Genomic DNA, 17,194 nt, shown 5'->3' with positions numbered 1-17,194 from the left:
CTGTCGGGCGGGACCGGACGCGGGATCAGAAGGTGAGGTTCCAGGCGTCGATCGTGCCGGTGTCGCCGGAGGCGCCGTCCTTGACCCGGAGCTTCCAGGTGCCGTTCGCCGCGCTCGCGGAGGCGTTCACGGTGTACGTCTTGGCGACGTTGTCGGCACTGTCGCCGTTCGCGAAGTCCTCCAGCAGGTAGACCGTGCCGTTCGGGGCGACCAGGGAGATCACCAGGTCACCGCGGTAGGTGTGCTTGATGTCCACGCCGACCTTGAGGGCGGCGGGGGCGTTGCCGGTCACGCCGGTGACGGCGATCGGGCTGTCCACCGTGGCGTTGTCGGCGATCGCCGCGTCGGTCAGGTTCTCGAAGTACGTGCCGGTCGGCGGCGTGGTGGTGCCGCCGACCGCCTTCAGCGCGTCGACCTGGCCCTCGCCGAAGAAGGCGTTGTTCGCGGTGGTGCCGGTGCAGCGGCCGTCCGAGCCGGGGCAGGCCACGTCGTTGGCCTGGGTGGCGAGGCGGGCCCGGATGCCGGCCGGGGTGAGCGTCGGGTCGGCACTGGCGATCAGCGCGGCCACGCCGGTGACGTGCGGGGAGGCCATCGAGGTGCCGCTCTTGGTCCCGTACTTGCCGCCGGGCAGGGTCGAGTAGACGCCGTTGGCGCCGTCGCCGCCGGGGGCCGCGACGTCGATGACGCCCCTGCCGAAGTTGGAGTAGGAGGCCTTGGCGCTGCCGCTGCCCATGGCGGCGACGGTGACCACGCCGGGGAGCTCGGTCGGGATGTCCAGGCAGGCGTTGCTGATGGTCCGGGTGACCGGCGTCGAGTCGTTCGGGCTCTCGCTGTCGGTCGTCTTGTTGGCCAGGTCGTAGTCGGAGTTGCCGGCCGCGGCGACCTGGAGCGAGCCCTTGCCCTCGGCGTACTCCTGGGCGCGCTTGACGCCCTCGATGATGGCCGCCTGGTCGACGTTGTCCGGGCAGTTGAACTGCCACGGGTCGGTGTAGTAGCTGTTGTTGGTCACCTTGAAGCCGTGGTCACCGGCCCAGACGAAGCCGCAGACGGTGTTCTCGGCGTAGAAGAGGGTGCTGGTCGGTTCGGCTATCCGGACCGAGGCTATCTTCACGCCCGGGGCGACGCCGACGACGCCCTTGCCGTTCTTGGCCGCCGCTATGGTGCCCGCGACGTGGGTGCCGTGGGTGTCGACGTCCCGCCAGGCGCCGGTGCGGGTGTCCGCCTTGCCGTAGGCGCAGGAGGCCGAGTCGGCGGCGTCGAAGTTCGGCGCGAGGTCCTGGTGCTGGTCGTCCACCCCGGTGTCGAGGACGCCGACCTTGACGGTGGCGGAGCCGGTGCTGACGGCCCACGCCTGGTCGGCCTTGATCTGGGTCATGTCCCAGCGGTTCGACTCGGTGAGGGTGGTGGCCGCCTGGGCCGGGTTGGCGGGAAGCGCGGGGTTGTAGGCGTCGGCCGGCACGTCGGAGGTGCGGGTCGCGCCGACCTGCTGGACACCGGCGGCGCCGCGCACCGCGGTCGCGAAACCGGCCGAGGTGGAGTGGGCCACGATCACGCCGATCGCGTCGTAGCTCGCGAAGACCGTGCCGCCGTTGGCGGTGACGGCGCTCCTGGCGGCCGCGGTGTCGGCGGGTGCGCTGATCACCAGGTAGGCGCGCGTCCCGGCGGCCCAGCCGGCGGCGACCTGCGGGGCGGTGGCGGCGGCGGGCGCCGCGGCGGCGGTCGGCACACCGGCGGCGGCGGGCACCCCGGCGGCCGTGGGGGCGGCGGCCGCGAGGGGGGCGGCGGTGGCCGTCACGCCGGGGACGGCGAGCGCCAGGGCCGAGAGGACGGCGAGCGCGGCGGCCGGGCGACCGAGCCGCCGGGATATCAGGGGTGACACGTGTGTCCTCCGATCGGCCCGTGCGTGAGGGGTTCGCACGGAGTTTGAACGCAACATGCCAGATCAGTGAGCACTTGGGGAAGGCTTTACGCGTGACGGCTTGTCACAAGCGTGTCAACTTTTGATGTCGCCCCGGGGCCGCCGCCCGCGCCCGCGTCGCCCGGCGCCCCCGCCGCCGAGCTCGTTCGCGCACGAGCCCGACTCCCCCCGCCCCCGCGGCCGTTCACCCCCGGAGCCGCGCGGTCACCACCTCCAGCACCGCGTCCCGCTGTTCGGCCAAGTAGAAGTGGCCGCCCGGGAACACCTCCAGCTCGAAGGCGCCGGTGGTGTGGCGGGCCCAGCCGCCGGCCTCGTCCAGCGAGACCCGCGGGTCCGCGTCCCCGGTCAGCGCGGTCACCGGCGGCGACACCACGGCGTCCGGCGCGCACCGGTACGTCTCGATCGCGGTGTAGTCGCTGCGCAGCGCCGGCAGGATGACGGCCCGCAGCTCCGGGTCGGCGAGGACCCGTGCGTCGGTGCCGCCGAGCTCGGACACCTCCGCGAGCAGCTCGTCGTCCGGGAGCCGGTACACCGCCGACTCCCGGGGCCGGGAGGGCGCGCGGCTGCCGGAGACGAACAGGTGGGCCGGGCCGGCCGCGCCGTCCGCTTCGAAGCGGCGCGCCACCTCGAAGCAGACGGCCGCGCCCATGCTGTGTCCGAAGAAGGTCAGCGGCAGGTCGGTCCAGGGCAGCAGCGCCTCGTACACCCGGTCGGCGAGACCGGTGACGGAGTCGATCCCGGGCTCGCCGAAGCGGTCCTGCCGGCCGGGGTACTGGACGGCGAGCACGTCGGCGTACGGCGCGAGGGCGGTCGCGTAGTCGAGGAAGTAGCTCGCCGACCCGCCCGCGTGCGGGAAGCAGACGACCCGGGCGGGCGCCGTGTCGTGGGAGTGGAACCGGCGGAACCACGGGCTCTCGGTGGCGGTACTGCGGGCCATGCGGGACGACCTCCCTGAAGACGGGTCAGCTGCTGCGCTACCTCCCCAGTGTCCCCTGCCGCCCCGCCGCGCACCACGGGCCACCCGGCACCCGCGACCGGCCCGTCGCCGCGGCGGAGCCGCGCTACCGGGCCGGCTCGGCCGGGCCGAAGCGGACGGCCTCCGCGCGTTCCCGGGAGACCCGGTCCAGCAGCAGCACCGAGGCGGCCTCCGGGGTGGGCGTGCCGGCCGCGCCCGCGGCGTGCCGGGTGAAGGCCGCCAGCAGCCGGTCGAGGCCCCGGCGGTGGCGGGCGAAGGCCCGGCGCGGGGCCCAGCGCCCGCGCTCCCGCTGACCGGCGAGCGCGGTGACGGCGCCGACGTCCAGCAGGACGAGGTGCAGTTCACGGCCCTGACGGGCGGCGACGCCGGACAGCCAGCGGCGCATCCAGGCCCGGCTGCCGCAGTCGTGCACCAGCAGCGGACCGCCCCGGCGGACGGAGGCGCGCAGCAGGCGGAAGTGCTCGATCCGGGCCCACGGCCGGTAGACCGCGTACGGCAGGGCGGCCGGCATCACCGCCGCGCAGGCCTCGTGCACGGCCCGGGGGTCGACGGTGGCGGCCGCCCCGCTCCGGTCCGACCAGCGGCGCAGCAGGGTGCTCTTGCCGCTGCCGGGGAGTCCGGAGACCACCACGACCGCGCCCGGCGGGTAGCGGACGGTGAAGGACTCACCGTCCGCGCCCCTGAGATCGACCAGGCCCCGCGGTTCCATCGCTGTCTGCGCCCCCTGCCGTACCGCGGTCCGCCCGCCCGGCGTGGTCGGCCTGTCCATGGTGCTCACTCATCCCCGTCGGTGCCCGACCTGGAACGATAACAACACCGACCGCCCTCCGGACCGCACGGTCCCCGGCCCGGCCCCCCGGCCGCTCCCCCGACCCGGCCGCCGGACGGCGGGGTGATGTGATGGACTGTCAGATCCTACGCGGGTATCGGGAGTCGGGAGACGGCGCGTGACGAGGACGCGGACGGCGCGGACGGCGGGGCCGGCGCGGCCGGCGGGGCCGGCGGGGCCGGCGGGGCCGGCGGCGGGCACCGGGAGGGCCACGCACACCGGGCTGGTCCTCGACGGGCTGGCCCGCGATCCGGCCCGGGTCGCGCTGCGGTACGGCGAGTCGTCGCTGACGGCGCAGGAGTGCCTGGACGACGTGCACCGGTTCGCCCACGCGCTGGCCGCCACCGGTCTCGGGCGCGGCGACGGCGTCACCGTGCTGGCCGGGAACCGGCCGGAGGCGGTGCTGGTGCGCCTGGCGGCGAACCTGATCGGCTGCCGGGTCGCGATGCTGCCCACCGACCGGTCGGTGGGGGACCAGGTCGCGATGGCCGAGGAGGCGCGGACCGCCGCCTTCGTCTTCGCCCCGGAGCGGTTCACCGCGGCCGCGCGCCAGCTCGCCGGGGCGCTCCCCGCCGCGCTGCCGCTGGCCCTCGGCCCCACCCCGGTCGGGGCGGACCTCACCGCCCTGGCCGCGCCGCTCCCGCCCGTCCCGCCGGCACCCCGCTGGCGGCCGGACGACGTGATGGCGATCCGGTTCACCGGCGGCTCGACCGGCCGGCCGAAGGGGGTGCTGCGCCGCTTCGCCCGGCCGCCCCGGCCGGAGCTGGTGGCGGCGTCCACCTTCCTGCTCTGCACGGCCCTGTGCCACGGCGGCGGCACCACGGCCGACCTGGCCCTCGCGGCGGGCGGCACGGTGGTGCTCCAGGACGGCTTCGAGGCCGAGGCGGTCCTGGCGGCCGTCGAGCGGTACCGGGTGTCACGGGTGTACCTGCCGCCGCACCTGCTCTACCGGGTGCTCGACCACCCCGCACTCGCCCGGACCGACACCGGCAGCCTGCGCCGGGTGACGTACACCGGGTCCCCGGCCGCCCCGGAACGGCTGGCGGAGGCGACCCGCCGGATCGGCCGGGTGCTGCACCAGACGTACAGCCTGACGGAGTGCGGGCCGGTCACCCGGCTCACCCCGGACGAGCACCTCGATCCGAGGCTGCTGACCACCGCCGGGCGGCCGCTCCCGGACACCGAGGTCCGGATCGTGGACGAGGCGGGCGCGCCACTGCCGGCCGGCCGGACCGGGGAGATCTGCGTGCGGACGCCGACGGTGATGTCCGGCTACTGGCGTGATCCGGCGCTGACGGCCCGGGTGCTGCGCGGCGGCTGGCTGCACACCGGGGACCTGGGCAGCCTGGACGCGGCCGGGTACCTGACGGTGGCCGGGCGGCTGGGGCCGATGGCGATCGTGGACGCGCACAACGTCTTCCCGCGCGATGTCGAGCGGCCGCTGCTGGCGCATCCGGCGGTGCGGGAGGCGGTGATGTTCGCGACCACCGGCCCGGACCGGCTGGAGCGGGTGCACGCCGCGGTCACCACCCGGCCCGGGGCGGGGGTGACGGCGCGGCAGCTGCACCGGTGGGCGCGGGAGCGCGGCGGTCCGCACGGTGATCCGTCGACGATCCTGGTGCTGCCGGAGCTGCCGCTGAGCGCGACCGGGAAGCCGGACTTCGACGCCCTGCGGACCCTGCTGGCGCAGGCGGGACCGGAGGAGGGACGGGAGGCCCCGGGGGCGGACGACGGGGTGACGGGCGGCGGGGCCGCGGGCGGCTGACGGGGTCGCGGGGGCGGGGTCACGGGCGGCGAGGCCGCGGGGGGCTGACGGGGGCGCGCAAAGGCTCCGGGGGCGCGTGGCGAGGAACACCGCGCGCCGCCGACGCTTCGAGTGCCCGCGCGTGCTCCCGGTGCTGCGGCGGATGTCCCACGGAACCGCCCGTGGACACTCGATCCTACGGCGCGTCCTGCCGATATCCCCGGCACAACTCCCGTCGCACCGCCCACCGGAGGCATCTGCCGTGACCTGGCTCCGCGTCCTCACCGCGCTCGGCATCCTCGCCGTGGCGGCCAGCGCCGTACTCGTCTTCGCGCTCTGCACCGCCGCCGCCCGGGGCGACCGCGGCAGGCGCGGCGAGCCGGAGCGGGACCTCCGCTCCGAGGCCGAGCGCAGCGGGCTGATCCGACGCATCGGCGACGACGGCTGACCTCGCCTCGCCACTTCCAAAGCCCTTGCCCGGCAGACCAGTTGGCAGGACCCTCAAGCCATGGGCGCGCGCGGCGCCGCGGCAGGGGGGCCGAGCGATGGGGTGGGACGCGTACTTCTGGATCTCGGCCGGGCTGACGCTCGCGGCCTGGCTCGTCGGCCTGGGTGGCGCGATCGCGAGGGACCACGCGGTCGAGCGGGCGGTCCGCCTCGACCGGCAACTGCCGCTGCTCGACGTGGCCTTCCTGGCCGGCGGCCCCGGCCGGGTGGTGGACACCGCCCTGGTCGCCCTGGAGGGCGGGGGACGGCTGGTGGTCTCCCGGGCGGGGCAGGTCACCCTGACCGGCACCGGCACCACCGCCGACGACCCGGTCGAGCAGGCCGTGATCGACGCCACCGGCCCGCTGCGGCGCGCGGAACTCGCCACCCTGCGGGCCGAGGTCGCCCGGAGCGCCGCCGTCCAGAGCATCGGCGACCGACTGGAGGCGGATCGGCTGCTGATCAGCCGCAAGCTGCGGCGCCGCTACGCCCGCAGCCGGCTGGTGCTGCTGGCCGCACCGCTCGGCCCGCTCCCGGTGGCGGCCGTAGCGGGCGCGGTCGTCCTCCTCGACGGCTCCGCGCACCGGCCGAACTGGCCGGGCATGCTGATCGTGACGGGGGCCGCGGTGCAGATGACGGTGATCGTCCGACTGGTCGACCCCGGAGGCGACCGGGTACCGCGCTGGGTGCGCCACAAGCTCCGCGAGATCGGCGCCTCGACCAGCCGCTCGACCCAGTTCAACCGCGAGTACGTCGTTCCGGAGGTCCTGTTGGCCACGGGCCTGACGGTGCTGGGCGCGGTCGCGGTCAACGGGGTGCTGTCGGTGAAGGACGAGGCGCTGCAGACGGCCCTGGTGGCCGCTGCCGCCCAGCAGGCGGCCGTGCCGGGCCAGATGGCGTCCGGCACCGGCCGGCAGGGCGGCGACGGCGGGGCCGGTGTCGGCGGATGGTGCGGCGCCTCCGGCGGCGACGCGGGCTCGGGGCACGGGTGCGGGGCGTCCGCCTGCGGCGGGTCCTCGGGGTGCGGCGGCTCCTCCGGCTGCGGGGGGGAGCGGCTGCGGAGGCTGTGGCGGCTGCGGGGGCGGCATCTGACGTCGCGTCGAGCGGCCGGAAGCGGGTAGCGGGTAGCGGGTAGCTGCTTCGGGCCCACCCGTAGCGGGCACGCTATCGACGCCAGGACACAAGGTGTCCTAGGGTGAACGATGTGTCCTCGCCCGTCGCTCCCGGCGGGCGGCACGGCGGCCACGCCTGCCCAACGGCCGCGCCGTGCCCGGGCGTTCCCCTACGAAGGAGAAGCACAGCCGATGGCAGAGACCCTCACGGCCACCAAGGCGGAGCTGGTGGACCTCGCCCACCGCAGAATGCAGAGCGCCATCCCCGACAACGGCTGGACCACCCGGCAGAAGCTCGCGCTCACCTGCCGGATCCTGTTCGACGCCGGACACGACTCCGGCCTGGCCGGCCAGATCACCGCCCGCGCCGAGGAACCCGGCACCTACTACACCCAGCGGCTCGGCCTGGGCTTCGACGAGATCACCGAGTCCAACCTGCTGCTGGTGGACGAGGACCTCAACGTCCTGGCGGGCGAGGGGATGGCCAACCCCGCCAACCGCTTCCACAGCTGGGTCTACCGGGCCCGCCCGGACGTCGAGTGCATCATCCACACCCACCCGCTGCACATCTCCGCGCTGTCGATGCTGGAGAAGCCGCTGATCGTCTCGCACATGGACCTCTGCCCGCTCTACGACGACTGCGCGTTCCTGGAGAAGTGGCCCGGCATCCCGGTCGGCAACGAGGAGGGCGAGATCATCACGGCCGCGCTCGGCGACAAGCGCGCCCTGCTCCTCGCCCACCACGGACAGCTGGTGGCCACCGGCACCGTCGAGGAGTCCTGCGTCCTCGCGGTGCTGTTCGAGCGGGCCGCCCGGCTCCAGCTGCTGGCCTCGGCCGCCGGACGGATCCAGTTGATCCCCGAGCTGCTGGCCCGCGAGGCGCACGACTGGATCTCCACCCCCAAGCGCGGCCAGGCGTCCTTCGCCTACTACGCCCGCCGCGCCCTGCGGGCCGGCCACGGCGACGCGCTCGACTCCCTCGCCCCGGAAGGCGGTCGCTGACATGGCCGGTCCGACCCTGGAAGGGATCATCGCCTACCCGGTGACCCCGTTCTCCCCCACCGACGGCGGTCTCGACACCGCACGCCTGGGCACCCTGATCGACCGGCTGGTCGAGGCCGGCTGCCACGCCGTCGCCCCGCTCGGCTCGACCGGGGAGAGCGCCTACCTCGACGACCAGGAGTGGTTCACCGCCGCCGAGGCCTCGGTGGCGGCGGTGGCCGGGCGGGTGCCCACCGTGGTGGGCATCGCGGACCTCACCACCCGCAAGGCCGTCCGCCGGGCCCGGTTCGCCGAACAGGTCGGCGCCGACGCCGTGATGGTCCTGCCGCTGTCGTACTGGAAGCTGGACGAACGCGAGATCGTCCGCCACTTCACCGAGGTCGCGGGCGCCGTCTCCGTCCCCGTGATGATCTACAACAACCCGGCCACCAGCGGCGTCGACCTCTCCCCCGAGCTGATGGTCTCGCTGGTCGAACGGGTCGAGAACATCACCATGGTGAAGGAGAGCAGCGGCGACGTGCAGCGGATGCACCGGCTCAGCCAGCTCACCGGCGGCGAGCTGCCGTTCTTCAACGGCAGCAACCCGCTGGCCCTGGAGGCGTTCGCCGCCGGCGCCGCCGGCTGGTGCACCGCCGCGCCCTGCCTGATACCCGAGGCGGTGCTCGAACTCCACCGGGCGGTGCGGGTCGGCGACCTGGACGCCGCCCGGCGGTCCTTCTACCGCCAGCTGCCGCTCCTGCAGTTCATCCTGCGGGGCGGCCTGCCCACCACCGTGAAGGCCGGCCTGGCCCTGCGCGGGCTGGACGTCGGCGTGCCACGCCAGCCGCTGCTACCGCTGGACGACGAACGCACCAGCCACCTCAGCGAGTTGCTCGCCGCACTGGACTGACGACGCGTCAGGGCAGGCTGGGCACCCGGTCCGACGGGCCGGCCGGGTCGTCGTGGATCACCACGAGGATCGCGGCCGGCTCCGGACCGGTGCTCCGGCAGCGGTGCGGCAGCGACGAGTTGAAGTAGACGCTGTCCCCCGGGGCGAGCCGGACCGTCCGCTCGGGGAACTCCAGCTCGACCGCCCCGGCATGGACGAAGAAGAACTCCTCACCCGCGTGCGACTTGAAGGGCGAGTCGCCCAGCTCCAGCGGCGGGTACATCATGAACGGCACCATCCGCTTGCCGCTGAGACCGGTCGCGATGCCCTCGTAGTGCGGGGCGCCGGGGCCCGTGCCGTCGGCCATCGGCGTCCGCTCGCCGGCCCGGACCACCGTGATCAGCTCGGGCTCCACGTCCTCCGCGAACAGGCGGCCGACGTCGACCTTCAGCGCGTGTGCCAGCTTGAGCGCGGTCGAGATGGAGGGGTCGCTGAGCCCCCGCTCCACCTTGGAGAGGTAGCTCTTGGTCACCCCGACCTGGGCCGCCAGCGCCTCCAGGCTCAGCCGGTTCTGCTTTCTCAGCACTCTCACGCGGCTGCTCATGCGGTACCTCTCGCCCCGGAACGTCCGGTCCAGTATCCCATCGCGCCCGGCCCGCCGCCCCGGGGCCGGGCGTCGGGGGCGGCCGGGCGGCGGGTGCGGCCGGGCGGACGCGTCAGTGGCCCGCGATGTCGTCCGGGCGGACGGCGATGTGGTCGGTGCCCAGGTCCACCGCGACCCGGTGCTCCATCCCCAGCGCCTCCAGGAACTTGACCGGCAGCTGCACCCGGCCGGTCCGGTCCAGCATCACGTACTCGGTCTCGTTCACCGACTCCTCGCCGTACTCGTCGGTCACCGTCCGCCGCAGCACCTCACTGCTGGTACGGCCGTCCCGGATCGCGACCGTACGGCGCACCTCACCGGCGACCATCGGGTCGTGGGTGACGATGACGACGGTGGCACCCAGCTCGCGGTTGACGGTGCGGAAGGTCTCGAAGATCCCCGCCGCGGTCTCGGAGTCGAGCTCACCGGTCGGCTCGTCGGCGAGCAGGACGGGCGGGTTGTTGGCCATGCCGACGGCGATCGCCACCCGCTGCTGCTGGCCGCCGGAGAGCTCACCCGGGCGCCGGTGCGCGAGGTCGCCCAGGTCCATCGCCTCCAGGAGCTCGGCGACCCGGGCCGCCTGCTGCCGGGAGCGGGCCGCGCCGCCGCCGCGGCCCCGCAGCTGCATCGGCAGCGCGATGTTCTCGGCCGCGGTGAGGAACGGCAGCAGGTTGCGGGCGGTCTGCTGCCAGATGAACCCCACCACCTCGCGCCGGTAGCGCAGCCGCTCCCGCGCCGACATCTCCAGCAGGTCGCAGCCCGCCACGGTGGCCGTCCCCGCGGTCGGCACGTCCAGCCCCGCCAGGATCGTCAGCAGCGTCGACTTCCCGCTGCCCGACGCGCCCACCAGGGCCACCAGGTCGCCCTGACGGATCGTCAGCTCAAGGCCCTGGAGCGCCTGCACCTCCACGCCCTCGGCGCTGAAGATCCGCACCAGGCGCTCGCAGACGATCGCCGCGTCCCCCGCGACCACCCGCGGCGCCGAGGCCGCCAGCGCCCGCTCCCGCAACTCGTCGAGCGTCGGGCCCTCGACGACCGCCCCGCCCTCGGACACACTGCTCACCACTGATCTCCTGTCGCCGCTGCGCCTGGGTGCGCTCCTGGTCGCGATTGCCACGCGTTGGTCCCCCTGCCGAACGCCCGGCCGGGGGCCCCGCCACCGCCGGACGCCCCGCCGCCGAACGCCCCGCCGCCGGCCGGTGGCCGCGCGGGCCGGGTGCCGGTCATCGCTGGTCCCCCGCCCGCAGTTCGGTGCTGATCTGGCGCCGGCCGGAGATCAGCGCCTCGGCCAGCACACCCGCGGTGACCAGCGCCGCCAGACCGAGGACCTGGAACAGCACCGGCAGCAGCGCCGGCCGCAGCCCGGTCGGAACCGGTGCGCCGACCAACGCGGACAGGTCGATCGCCGGACCGAGCAGGGCGACCGCGATCCACGCCACCGCGCCGCCGCCGACGGCCGCGACCAGGGTCTGCGGCAGCGTCTCGGCCACGATCAACGCCAGCCCCTGCCGGGGCCGCAGCCCCATGGTGCGCAGCCGTGCCAGCACGGCCGCCCGTTCCGGAGCCGCCCGGAGCAGCGTCAGCAGGACGGCGAGCAGCGCGAACCCGGCAGCACCGATCACCGCCGCCCAGAACAGCCGGGCCGCCGAGTGCTGCAACGGGTCGTTCGCCAGCTCGGCGGAGCGGGCGGCACTGGTGCGGACCAGGTACCCGGTCGGCACCGCGTCGACGTCCGACTCGGCCGGTGCCTGGGCCGCCGGGGCGGCCCCGGACGGCGAAGGCGCGGCGGTCGGCCCGGGCGTCGACGCCGAGGCCGAGGCCGACACCGCGGCGCCCTCCGGGGAGCCGTCGCGCAGCCCCACCGGTGCCAGCTCGCGCATCAGCCCCTTCAGCTGCCGCTCGTCGATGTCGCCGGTGGCGAACCACAGGTTGGCACGCTTGAGTTCGGGAAAGCGCGCGGTCGAGGGGCCGGCCGGGAGCACCACGAAGCGTCGGGTGGAGCTCTCCAGTGCCGGGGTGCCGTCGAGGGTACCGGCCGATTTGGCGAGCAGCTCCCACCCGTTGGGCATCCGCAGCCGGTAGCCCCCGTCACCGATCCTCCGCGCGAGTTCGGTGCTGAACAGGGCCGGTACGGGGGTGTCGATCCCGCCGTCGTCACCCGCGAGGACGGCCGGGTCGAAGGCGCCGCGACCGACGGACCGGGACAGCTCGGCGTACGTCCGCGGGTCCACGACCAGGGTGCTGACCCGGATCGGCCCGGCGTCGCTGCCCAGCAGGAACACGTCGTTGTCCCACCACACGGCGGTGGCCGTCCGCACCCCGGGCAGCGCGCCGGCCGCCGTGAGGAAGCCGGGCGGGAGCACGGCGCCGGTCGGTGCCCCGACGACCGCGTCGCCACCGACCGCGCTCCGGACGGCCTGCGCCCGGCCACGGTCGACGGCGTCCAGCACGGTGGCGCCGAACCCGGCCGTCGTGACCGCCAGCATCAGCGCGAACACCGGCAGCACCGACGGACGCGGCCGGCCGCCCGATCCCCGCGCGGCCCGCGCCAGGCCCAGGAAGCCGACCACCCCCGAACCCCGGCCCGCCGCCCGCGCCAACAGGCCCACCAGCACGGGCTGCACCCGGGCCAGCACCAGCCCACCCGTCAGCGCCAACAGCAACGGCGCCGCCACCAGCAACGGGTCCAGCCCGTCGCCGGGCGGCACCACACCCCGGCGCCGGACCTCCAGCACCGCCGCGACCGTCACCGCCCCGACCACCAGCTCACCCACCAGCCGGCGCCAGCCACCCGGCGCACGCCGCGCCGACCACAGCAGCGCCGCCCGGACCGGCAGACCCAGCGCCGCGAGCAGCAGCACCACCAGCGCCGCGACCATCGATCCCCACCACCGGGGGGTCGGCAGCCACCACCACACCAGTCCGGTCGCCACCACCGCGGCCGGCACCACGGTCACCGCGCCCTCGCCGAGCAACCGCCGCACCACCCCGCCCCGCGAACCGCCGCGGGCCTGCAGCAGCGCCAGCTCACCGTGCCGCCGGTCCCCGGCCAGCCCCGCCGCCAGGCAGAGCACCACCACGGCCACCCCGGCCAGCCCGGCCGGACCGACCGCCGCCAACGGCGCCGCCGCGTCCCGGCGCGCCACCGCCTGCCCGAACAGCTCGGGCAGCTCCGAGCCGACCCGCAGGTCCTCGCGGCCGGTCAGCGCGGTGAGTCGCAGCGCCGTGGAGCCGGCGAGGTAGGAGGAGATCTCCTCCTTGGTCCGGTCCAGCTGGTCGGCGCGCAGGGCGGCGGTGTCGACCGGCAGCCGCCAGAAGTCCGTCGCGCCGCCGCCCCACGGGGCGATCCGGTCCGTCGCGTCGGGGGAGACCACACCGCCGGTGCGCCATTTGACCTTGGCGGTGGCCTCCCGACAGGCCCGCTCGGGGCACGGCAGGCCCACCCAGTACGGGTCGTCGGGGTCGTTGGCCACGTAGACGCCGACCACATCGGCCCGGACCGGCTCGCCGGTGAGCGAGGATCCGGCGTCGACGAGGTCGCCGAGGTGCATGCCGATGGTGTCGGCGGCGGCCTTGCTGATCGCGATCGGCACCGGGCCGTCGCCACCGCCGGCGCCGGGCCACTGGCCGGCCACCAGGGTGACCCGGTCGGTGAGGCCGTGCAGCGAGACCAGGTCGAGCTGGGGCGGCACCTCGTCGGGGCGTGCGTACCCGGTGTTGAGCATCGGGCGCGACTTGTTGCTGCGCGTTCCGTAGACCGGGCCGCTCGCCGCGAACCGGAAGGTCTCGTTCGGGTAGGAGGCGAGCTTCGCCGCCACCCTGTCCAGGTCGGCGGCGTCGTACTGGTGGCGCCCGGTGGCCAGCAGGCTGGTCCAGGACGGGCCTCGGTCGTGCAGGAACTCGCGCAGCGCGTCGTCGGTGCCCCGGTCGACGGCGCGCGGGAAGGCGGCGGCCAGCAGGACGGTGACGAAGGCCAGCGCGGCCATCAGCGCGGCGGCCAGCGGCGCCGTCCGCAGCCTGGTCCGCACCCAGGGCGCGGGGCGGTGCTCCGGCCTCGGCGCGGGGCGAGGGGTACCGGTGTCGGCCGGGGTGGTCACATCTCCTCCACGTACCGCAGCCGGGCGGCCACGTCTCGACGGCGGCGGCGCCCACTCAGGGAGGCCGACAGCAGGGCAACGGCCGTGATCGCGGCCGCGAGCAGCAGGGCCGGGCCCAACGGCAGGTCGACCAGCACCTCGGGCACCGGCCGGTGGGCGGACGGGGTGAGCACCACCAGCGGCACCACCAGGTGGACGGTCAGGGCGCCCAGGGCCAGCCCGACCAGGCTGCCCAGCGCGACCAGCACGCCCTGCTCGGCGGCGACCGTCCGGCTCAGCCGGCGCCGCGGGGTGCCGAGCGCGAGCAGCACGGTGAACTCCCCCGCGCGTTCGCGGGCCGAGGCCGCCGCCGCCGCGGCGAAGCCGATCGCCGCCAGCACGGCGCTGACCAGGGCGATCGCGGCGAGCGCGTTCTGCGGCGCGGCACCGACCGGGTCCGCGAGCAGCTCAGCCGCCACCTCGTCGCGGACCACCAGCTGCTGCCCCCCCGGTTCGGCGCGCAGCTTCGCGGCCGCCGCCGCCGGCACCCCGTCCCCCGGCCCGGTGGCGGGCAGCCACCACTCGGAGACGGCCGGCAGCTGCCGGCCGCCCGCGCCGATCTGCCGCGCGACGGTGGCCAGGTCGACGACGACCGCCCGGTCCCCGACCACCGGCAGCGACTCGACCACGCCCGTCACCTCGACCTGAAGCGTGACGCTCGCGAACGGCACCTGGACGAGGTCGCCGACCGCCGCTCCCACCGCGGTCAGATAGGCGCGGGTGGCGACCCCGGAGATCCCCTTCGGAGCCGGGGCGCCGGCGGGGGCGACGATGGCCTCCGCGCTGTTCCTGCCGCCGTGCCCCTTCTCGTAGTGGAGCTTGAGCAGCTGCCGCTCGCCCTCGCCCTCCGCCACCGGTAGGACCGCGGAGGAGGACAGCTCGTCGTCCGAGGCGGCGACGGTGGTCCAGGCGAGGCCGGCCGGGGCGGCGACGGGGGTGGCCGGTCCGGTGGCGCTGTCGGCGAGGCCGATCCGCCCGACGGTCAGCGTGCCGCTGAGCGGGACGACGCGGTCCGAGCCGAACACCACGACCAGCCCGGCCATCGTGAGCGGCGCGGCGGCGGAGCCGACCGGCGCGCCGGTCAGCGCCGAGAGGTCGGCGGTGGCCACCGCGCCGCCCTGCTCGGGGACCCCGGCCAGCGGGGCCCGGAAAGTGGCGCCGAACCGGTCGCGCAGCATCAGCCAGACCTCGGGGCGCGCGTCTGCCTGGGCGGCCGGCACATTGGTGAGCTCGACGTCGATGCGCCGGGGGCTGCCCGGCAGCGGGAGCCCGGCCTGCGCCCCGGTCGGGGCCGGCCCGGCCAGCGGCGCGAACACCTCCCGGGCGCTCTGCCCGCCCAGCAGGTCCGCCCGCACCGGCACCCGGTCCGCGAACCCGGCGGCGTCCAGCGCCAGCAGCTGACCCGCCGCACCGCCCGGCAGCGAACTCTCCTGCCGGACCACCGGAACCAGCCGCTCACCGCCCGGCAGCGCCCCGTACCGGCCGCCCTGCCCCATCGACGCCGTCGCCGACCCGAAGATCCGCAGACCGCCCGCCGACACGAAGTCCGCCTGGTCCCGCTGCGATCCCGACCAGCTGGCATGCTGACCCAGCGCCAGCACCCCCGTCGACACCGCCAGCACCAGCAGCAGCACCGGCCCCGCGGCGCGCCCGGGCCGGCGTGCCAGCTGCCACCCCGCCAGGGCCGGCGCCAGGCCCCGGCCCCGCGCCGCCAGCCTGCCGCCCAGCCGGGCGGCGAACGGCAGCAGCCGCAGCACCAGCAGGGTGCCGGCGCACAGCAGCAGCGTCGGAGCCGCCACCAGCACCGGGTCCAGGCCCAGCTTGCCGTCGGAATCCGCCGACAGCCCGCCGCTGTAACGCGCCAGCTGGAAGTAGGCCAGCACCGCCAGCGCCACCACCGCGAGGTCGGCACCCGAGCGCACCGCGCCCGCCACCAGCGCCTGCCGGCGCCCCGCCCGGCGCAGCACCGCGCCACCCGCGCCGCGGAACACCGCCGGAGCCGCCGTCAGCACCACACAGGCCAGCGCGCACACACCCGCGACCGGCCACAAGGTCCAGCTCAGACCGGTGTCCAACGGTACCCGGGACAACGCGCCGAACCGAGTCAGCGCCCGCAGCAGCACCGGGACCAGCAACGGCGCCAGCACCGCCGCCGGCAGCGCCAGCAGCACCGACTCCGCCGCCGAGAACGCGCCCAGCCGCACACCCGAGGCACCGCGCGCCGCGAGCAGGGCGTTCTCCCCCACCTGCCGGGCCGCCATCAGGTGCACCACCAGCAGGAGCACCGCGGCGGCGAGCACCACCAGTTGCAGCGCGCCGATCAGCAGGGTGGACCGGGCGACCAGCGCGCTGGAGTCCAGTTCCTGGAGGAACAGCGGCAGTTCGGTCGAGACCTGGAGGCCGGCCGAGGTGCCGAGCTCCGCGGCGAGGCCCGCGGCACGGTCCCGGACGGCGGCGGCCTCGGCGGCGCGGACGGTGGAGAAGTCGGCGCCGAGCAGCCAGCTCCGGCCGTTCTGCGGAACGCCGGCGGCGGTGAAGGCGCTGTCGTCGACCAGCAGCGGCCCGTAGGTGGTGAAGCCGCCGACCAGGATCTCGCGGCCGCCCACCGGGTCCAACCGCCAGTACGGGTCGGCGAGATCGGTGGCGCGGTAGACGCCCGTGAGCCGGACGGTGAGCGGCGCGCCGCTCAGGCGGTCGTCCAGCCGGACCTCGGCGGGCAGCGCCCCGGCGCTCAGGCCCAGCCTCGCGAGCGCCGCCTGTGGCACGGCCGCCTGGACCGGCCCGGCCCCGGCCGCGGCCGCCGCCGGCCACGCGCCCGCCACCAGGGTGACCCGCTCGTGGTCGAGCGTGGCGAGGAGGGTGAGATCGGTCTGCTTCACGGCGGCCTGGCCGGCGGCGGGAGCGGTGGCGGCGGCCGGAAGGCCGTAGGAGCGGCTGCGGGTCAGGCTCTCGTGGTGCACGGGCAGTCCGCCGAAGAGCCGGCCGACGTAGCCGGCGACCGCCGCGTCGTCGGCGGCCCGCTTGTCCTGGCCGTGCTCGGCCTTGACCAGAACGGTGGTCCGGGCGGCCTGGCCGGGTGCCTGAAGCGCCTGCCGCAGCCCCGCCTCCCCCACGGTGCGGTTGAAGGCCACCAGCGCGGTGAGCACCGCCGTGGTGATCAGCACCGTGAGCAGGACGGCGCCGGCCAACGGCAACCGCCCGCGCAGACGGCGCACGACGAAGCCGAGCATCCTGTTGCCTCCCCCGGAACATCCCGGTCGCGCCCGGCGCCGCCGTCCGGGCACTCTCCAGCCACGGGATGGACGCCTGTTACGCACCGCTACGGTGATCACCGGCGCTTGATCACCGGATAGCGGACGATGCTGTCAGATTCGCTCTCCAAACGGAAGGGACTTGCGCGAATCATGTAACTAGTGAGCAAATTCTCCGCGTTGGCAGTACATCGGACCCCCACCCGGCGGGACAGGGACAACGGGCCGG

At 75.7% G+C, this 17,194-nt stretch carries 12 protein-coding genes; 5 read left to right on the top strand and 7 right to left on the bottom strand.

Annotation, left to right across the window (positions count from 1 at the left end; translation table 11 throughout):
• Positions 1-25 precede the first annotated feature (25 nt).
• The 3 genes from ABZ497_RS12465 to ABZ497_RS12455 all read right to left on the bottom strand — a co-directional run bounded on the left by ABZ497_RS12465 (position 26) and on the right by ABZ497_RS12455 (position 3,663).
• Positions 26-1,879 (bottom strand): S8 family serine peptidase, encoded by a 1,854-nt coding sequence (locus tag ABZ497_RS12465; protein WP_359804552.1) that lies wholly within the window; start codon positions 1,877-1,879, stop codon positions 26-28.
• A 223-nt stretch (positions 1,880-2,102) separates the two neighbouring features.
• Positions 2,103-2,855, bottom strand: a complete 753-nt coding sequence (locus ABZ497_RS12460) for an alpha/beta fold hydrolase (protein ID WP_359804551.1) — start codon at positions 2,853-2,855, stop codon at positions 2,103-2,105.
• 124 nt (positions 2,856-2,979) lie between these two features.
• Positions 2,980-3,663: an AAA family ATPase gene (locus tag ABZ497_RS12455; protein WP_359804550.1), complete on the bottom strand. Its 684-nt coding sequence runs from the start codon at positions 3,661-3,663 to the stop codon at positions 2,980-2,982.
• Positions 3,664-3,841: 178 nt separating this feature from the next.
• Here ABZ497_RS12455 and ABZ497_RS12450 point away from each other — a divergent pair, with 178 nt between their 5' ends.
• The 5 genes from ABZ497_RS12450 to ABZ497_RS12430 all read left to right on the top strand — a co-directional run bounded on the left by ABZ497_RS12450 (position 3,842) and on the right by ABZ497_RS12430 (position 8,956).
• On the top strand, positions 3,842-5,488 hold the full coding sequence (locus ABZ497_RS12450) for an AMP-binding protein (RefSeq protein WP_359804549.1): 1,647 nt from the start codon (positions 3,842-3,844) through the stop codon (positions 5,486-5,488).
• A gap of 241 nt (positions 5,489-5,729) precedes the next feature.
• The gene (locus tag ABZ497_RS12445; protein ID WP_359804548.1) at positions 5,730-5,915 is read left to right on the top strand and encodes a hypothetical protein; all 186 of its coding nucleotides are present in this window, start codon (positions 5,730-5,732) and stop codon (positions 5,913-5,915) included.
• Between the two features lie 97 nt (positions 5,916-6,012).
• The gene (locus tag ABZ497_RS12440) at positions 6,013-7,074 is read left to right on the top strand and encodes a TIGR04222 domain-containing membrane protein (RefSeq protein ID WP_359804547.1); all 1,062 of its coding nucleotides are present in this window, start codon (positions 6,013-6,015) and stop codon (positions 7,072-7,074) included.
• A 183-nt stretch (positions 7,075-7,257) separates the two neighbouring features.
• Positions 7,258-8,067 carry an aldolase gene (locus tag ABZ497_RS12435; protein WP_359804546.1) on the top strand — a complete coding sequence of 270 codons (810 nt, stop codon included), beginning with the start codon at positions 7,258-7,260 and terminating at the stop codon, positions 8,065-8,067.
• 1 nt (position 8,068) lies between these two features.
• On the top strand, positions 8,069-8,956 hold the full coding sequence (locus ABZ497_RS12430; protein WP_359804545.1) for a dihydrodipicolinate synthase family protein: 888 nt from the start codon (positions 8,069-8,071) through the stop codon (positions 8,954-8,956).
• 7 nt (positions 8,957-8,963) lie between these two features.
• Here ABZ497_RS12430 and ABZ497_RS12425 read toward each other — a convergent pair whose 3' ends face one another.
• From ABZ497_RS12425 to ABZ497_RS12410, 4 genes are all read right to left on the bottom strand, one after another.
• Positions 8,964-9,527 (bottom strand): XRE family transcriptional regulator, encoded by a 564-nt coding sequence (locus ABZ497_RS12425; protein ID WP_359804544.1) that lies wholly within the window; start codon positions 9,525-9,527, stop codon positions 8,964-8,966.
• Between the two features lie 124 nt (positions 9,528-9,651).
• Positions 9,652-10,587, bottom strand: coding sequence for an ABC transporter ATP-binding protein (locus ABZ497_RS12420; RefSeq protein ID WP_359804611.1), 936 nt, complete (start codon positions 10,585-10,587; stop codon positions 9,652-9,654).
• Between the two features lie 214 nt (positions 10,588-10,801).
• The gene (locus ABZ497_RS12415; protein ID WP_359804543.1) at positions 10,802-13,675 is read right to left on the bottom strand and encodes a hypothetical protein; all 2,874 of its coding nucleotides are present in this window, start codon (positions 13,673-13,675) and stop codon (positions 10,802-10,804) included.
• Positions 13,672-16,944, bottom strand: coding sequence for an FtsX-like permease family protein (locus ABZ497_RS12410; RefSeq protein WP_359804542.1), 3,273 nt, complete (start codon positions 16,942-16,944; stop codon positions 13,672-13,674). Before ABZ497_RS12410 ends, ABZ497_RS12415 begins: the two co-directional genes overlap by 4 nt.
• Positions 16,945-17,194: the final 250 nt, after the last annotated feature.

This window comes from Kitasatospora sp. NPDC005751 (genome assembly GCF_040630835.1).
Classification (GTDB): Bacteria; Actinomycetota; Actinomycetes; order Streptomycetales; family Streptomycetaceae; genus Kitasatospora.
Note: the sequence above shows the minus strand (reverse complement) of the source record. Positions and strands in the feature narration are given on the sequence as shown.